Raw genomic sequence first — 5,046 nt, 5'->3', positions numbered from 1 at the left:
AAGCTGAAAATGATCAACAAAAGGACAGTGAACCTCAATCGGCAGTTGGTGACTTAAATAACTTTAGTCACCAGGAAAATGGGGATTCTACAAAAAATGGTGACTTAAATAACTTTAGTCACGTGACTAAAGAATCTTTAGAGAATACAAAAGTATTTACTATACAGAACGATTTTACTTACTTTAGTAAGTATGTAGGTAGGAGTATCCCTGATCTTATTATTGATTTTTATAATAAATATTTCAAAACAACTAAGTATGCAAAAATTGAATTAACAAGAATGTGCGAAGAAGAAAATACATTACTAGTATTCGAATCTATTAAACGTGCTATTGATGGTGAACCAGATAAACCCATTGCATACATTAAAAAAACTATTACTAATTGGAATGCTGCTAATTGTGAGACATTAGAAGATATTCAAAAGTATGAAGAAAAACATCGTGACAAGAAGAAACAAAATAAAACTAAAGGTAGCTATGCTCCTAAAAATAAATCTGTACGTAAAGAAATGGTTCCGGAATGGGTTAAAGAAGATCGAGAAAAAGAAGAACAAGAAAAAAATGATGAATACTCTCATACACCAGAAAAACCAGAATTAAGAAATTGGGATGATTTATCACCTAATTTTAGAGAAGTGATTCTTACTTCAATTATAAAAGCAATTAATAACAATAAAACTGATGAAGAAATATCGTCTGTTTATAGTATAACTCTTCAAGATATAGCTAAATTACGTAAAGATGAAGAAGATAGAAAACGATTAGATGAAATAAAAAAGAATTTTAAACGCGATTAATATTATCTAGTAATTTATGCGCAAATAATGGGAGGGAAATCGAATGGTTACTGACCAAGAATGGTTTCGACAGTTCAAACAAACAGATGGATTTTCAGAAGCCTTAGGTATGATTTGGAGATTCGGCCACATACACGCAGGAGATAATAGATTTGAATTATCCCACAAATCAATGCATGTTGTATCTAGGTTTTCTAATTTAATCGTTGGAGCGTCGGAACCTCGGTCTTATTTTAGAAAAGATAAAGGATTTATTGAATGGGAGTGTCACTTAAATAGCTCCCATCCCTTTTTACAAGAAGCTAAAAAAATGGGATGGACTCCAAGACTGCAGCAGGAAAGGCTATTCCCGATTGGAGAATTTAATGAATCTATTTTTGTGAAGACATATATATTAATGCGCCATGATGTAGGGATTATGAGAGAAAAAACTAAAAATGGTATTCTAATACGTCCACGTTTAAGGATTCATGGTTCTGTAGATATATTGCAAAATGTATGTAGAGTATTACAGCAAGATTTAAATATTAAACCTAAGAAGTTACAAACTGATTTAAAGTCGGAAAGAGCAAAGACTATTTACTATCAATCTAAAAAAGATATTCCTGCTATTTTACAATATGCAGGGGCTAGTGATGCTTTAGCAAAGTATCACGGTTTTGAATTAGGATATGGAAACTCACTGACAACTATATAGTATAATAGATATATATATAATTGCAGAGGAGGAAATACATTGGCAGCAGAAGATGAAAACCTACCCGCATCACCAGTACCAGAATTAAAAGTAGTTAACCTAGAGGAAGAGAAGGCGAAAAAGCGTCAAAGAGGAAGAGACAGATTACTTAAAAATATGTTAGCTAATCCATACGACAAATTGTACACCAGAGTTGCAGCAGTCTTAAATAAACATATAGAAGCACGTAATAGTGATCAAGAACTTCAATTTCGTTATTGGGAAGCCTATGAAGGTTATAAATACGGAAACCATATCACTCCAGAAGAATTGAAAAAGTATACAAAGTTAACTTCTCTTACACGTGCACGTTCTAAAATTCAAAATGAGTATGGATTATTTCGCGCAAACCCTGCTGTAGAAGAATTTCGCGGAAAATTAGCAGGCAAACATAAAGAGAAAGCAGTCGCAGTTAAACCACAAAAGGATCCATTTATATTTGTTTATGCAGATGAAAGTGGGAAAACAGGAAAAGAAGCGTATCTAATTATTGGTAGTGTTTGGTTTGTTGATTTGCAAAGGCACCAAGAAGTGCAAGAGAATATCCGTAAATGGTTAGCTGAAAATAGAGAGAAAGCTAAAGAAAATAAAACGCATTTTCCAAAAGAGTTCCACTTTACAGAAATGAAGAAGAATCATTTAGATATATACAAAACTTTCTTTGACAAGGTGATGGAATACTCGGATATGGTTAGTTTTAAAGCTGTTGCCGTCAAGAAAAGTCAAATTGAATATAAATCACTAGAGGAATCAATCTATTCATTATATTATCAGTTGGCGCACCTTGGTATTGAGCATGAGGTGAAAAGTAGTAGATTATCATTGCCAAGAAGCATTTGTTATTACAAAGATAGAGATGATGGTTCAGATAAACTTCATTTAGCAGAAACCAGACAACTTTTAGAAGAACGGTTTAAAATTAATTACGAGGATAATCTTCGTTTAGAGTCTATGGATGGTCTGCCATCGCAAACATACGTTACTATTCAAATCGCTGATTTAATAACGGCAGCAGTTTCAAGGAAATTGAATGCGGAAAATGTAGGTAATCATAAAGATAAGTTTGCGGAATATGTTTTAGAGAAACTTAATGTTGATTATATAAAGCATGAAGTTAGTACAATTGATAATGGTAAAACCCAAGCAAATATTGAATTTAAAGAAGAACAAGATATGTTTTATGTTCATATTTTCGAATAAGAAAAAAAGACTCATGCATTAATACATGAGTCTTTTTTGAATTTATTGTTATAAATCATTTAGAATCTTTTGTTTCGAACAAAGTTGCTATTTCATCATCGATAGAATCTTTCCCATACTCAATTTTACTAAATAAGTCATTGAGCATTTCTCTTAAAGATTGAATATTATGAGCTAAACTACCATCCATATTAGCACGTGATATTTCTAGAATTCTTCCGTTTTCTAATTGTTTTAATTTATTGTTAATCTCTAAAACTTCTGTGGAATATGCATGTCTAACATCAATTATTTTTTCCTTTTTCATTTTGCATCACCCTTCTAATTCTATCTATGATTATTTCGATCCCCATTATAAAATTTCACGTACTGTAAGTTAAACAACAAACTAAATATTAATTTTTAGGGAATACTGTAACATTTCGACGAAGACAAGGGTTTCTCTTCCACCATAACGAATGTTATAACACGAGGTGATGATGCTATGACAGATAAAACAGGCAGCTCTCAAGCCGTGTATATTAGCAAAGACGTAGCGACGATGCTCAAAATCCAGGAGTCTACTTTGAGAAAATATTGTATCATGCTCGAGGAACAAGGTTATCACTTCCACAAGAATGAGCATGGGCACCGTGGATTTATGGATAACGATGTTATAACGCTAAGGAAGTTAATCGAGATCAAATCACATCCTGATATGACGTTAAAACAGGCCTGTAACGCAATAATGACCTGGGTTAAAGAAAAAGATATGTCAGAGGTTGATACGGATGTTATAACGGAAACTGAGCAACATGACGAGCGATATAACGAGTTAAAAGAAATGATTCAGCAGCAGAATGAATTGCTAAAGCAAATGGCCAAAAAAATGGATGAGCAGCAACGATATATTGATGAGAGACTAGAAAGAAGAGATCAGCAGCTTATGAGTGCTATACGTGAGATACAGGAAGAGAAACGAGTGCTACTAGAGACAGCGGCAGCAAAGCAAAAGCCTTGGTGGAAATTCTGGTAGAATGAGTATAGAACTAGTTATTAAACTATGGCTTAGATAATCTTATTTAAAAGGGTGATTGAATTGTATTGTTGTGAGAAGTGTTTTAATGATGAATATGTGATAGAACTCATAAAAAGTAAACGTGTTGTAGATAATGAATGTAAATATTGTGGATCAAAAGGCGTGTCAGTCGCAAAAGTAAGTGATTTATTAGATATGTTTAATAAATTATTTACATACTTTGTAAAACACGATCCAGAAAAATACTATTATCATCATGATGGTGAGGCTACTTTTGAAGAGGTGTATGGTACGGGCGAAAACTTGTGGAACTTACTTCGTGAACAATGGGATATTTTTAGTGATATAACAGATGAAAACCTATTATACGATATTTTAAATGCTAATAAAGATGTTGAAACATATGATAAAATTTCAGCAAATACTATGTTTCTTACGGTACAAGATGTAGGTGATCATTTTATATTTGGCGATTTTTGGGGTGATCTTACAGATAGTTTAAGACACAAAAACCGTTTCTTTCCACAAGATAGTTCTTCCCCACGAAAACACGATGATTTACTTCGTTATTTAGAAATACTTTTCAAAAGTATTTCTACAACAGTAGATGAAAAACACGAGTTTTACAGAGCGAGAATTGGAGAATACCTAAAAAACACGGAATTAGAAGCGCCACCAGAAGATAAAATTTTATCGGGTGGAAGGGCAAATCCTGTTGGTATAAGGGTACTTTATAGTGCGATAGATAAAGAGACTGCAATAGCGGAAGTAAGACCATGGAAATCAGCTATAGTAACTATAGCATCGGTAAAACCTAAGGAACCATTAAAATTAGTAGATTTGTCTAAAGTAACGGATAGAATGGACAAAATTTTACAATCACCATTTTCAGTAAATAATATTTATGAGGAGTTAACGGTATTGAATGTACTCTCAAATCTTGACAAAGCTCTGTCTAAGCCGGTGAGTCCAGATACTTCAGAACTAGATTATATACCGTCTCAATACCTAACAGAATATATAAAATTCCTCGGTTATGATGGTGTTATATTTAGAAGTTCTTTAGGTCCAGGTGAGAATTATGTTTTCTATGAGCACGAAGATAAATTTTGGTTACCAGACAGTAAATTGAATGTAGAAATACTAGATTATTACAAAGTAAGTGGATTGAAGTATGATTTCTCTAGCATGTCTAAACAAGCTATGCCAGGCGTAACACTGTAAGAATTTTAGAGTTTTGATTATATATTTTTCGTTGAAATGAAGATTCTCTATGAGAATCTCTTTTTTAT

Annotated in this window: 6 protein-coding genes; 5 read left to right on the top strand and 1 reads right to left on the bottom strand. The window is 32.7% G+C overall.

Annotated features, from left to right (window positions below; translation table 11 throughout):
• The 3 genes from MR079_RS27595 to MR079_RS27585 form a co-directional block, all read left to right on the top strand.
• The coding region (locus MR079_RS27595) for a DnaD domain protein (protein ID WP_242295017.1) at positions 1-800 on the top strand (800 nt) is incomplete at its 5' end.
• A 43-nt stretch (positions 801-843) separates the two neighbouring features.
• Complete coding sequence (locus MR079_RS27590; RefSeq protein ID WP_242295016.1) at positions 844-1,497, top strand: hypothetical protein; 654 nt, start codon at positions 844-846, stop codon at positions 1,495-1,497.
• A gap of 39 nt (positions 1,498-1,536) precedes the next feature.
• Positions 1,537-2,736: a DUF3800 domain-containing protein gene (locus MR079_RS27585; protein WP_242295015.1), complete on the top strand. Its 1,200-nt coding sequence runs from the start codon at positions 1,537-1,539 to the stop codon at positions 2,734-2,736.
• A gap of 55 nt (positions 2,737-2,791) precedes the next feature.
• Here the strand turns inward: MR079_RS27585 and MR079_RS27580 are convergent, their stop codons facing one another.
• Positions 2,792-3,043: a hypothetical protein gene (locus MR079_RS27580; RefSeq protein ID WP_242295014.1), complete on the bottom strand. Its 252-nt coding sequence runs from the start codon at positions 3,041-3,043 to the stop codon at positions 2,792-2,794.
• Between the two features lie 276 nt (positions 3,044-3,319).
• Here MR079_RS27580 and MR079_RS27575 point away from each other — a divergent pair, with 276 nt between their 5' ends.
• Both MR079_RS27575 and MR079_RS27570 read left to right on the top strand, forming a co-directional pair.
• Positions 3,320-3,751, top strand: a complete 432-nt coding sequence (locus MR079_RS27575) for a DUF3967 domain-containing protein (protein WP_242295013.1) — start codon at positions 3,320-3,322, stop codon at positions 3,749-3,751.
• Positions 3,752-3,814: 63 nt separating this feature from the next.
• The gene (locus tag MR079_RS27570; protein WP_242295012.1) at positions 3,815-4,978 is read left to right on the top strand and encodes an RES family NAD+ phosphorylase; all 1,164 of its coding nucleotides are present in this window, start codon (positions 3,815-3,817) and stop codon (positions 4,976-4,978) included.
• Positions 4,979-5,046: the final 68 nt, after the last annotated feature.

It is taken from the genome of Bacillus cereus group sp. BfR-BA-01381 (genome assembly GCF_022663555.1).
Classification (GTDB): domain Bacteria; phylum Bacillota; class Bacilli; order Bacillales; family Bacillaceae_G; genus Bacillus_A; species Bacillus_A pacificus.
This window is presented reverse-complemented; position numbering and strand designations above follow the sequence as displayed.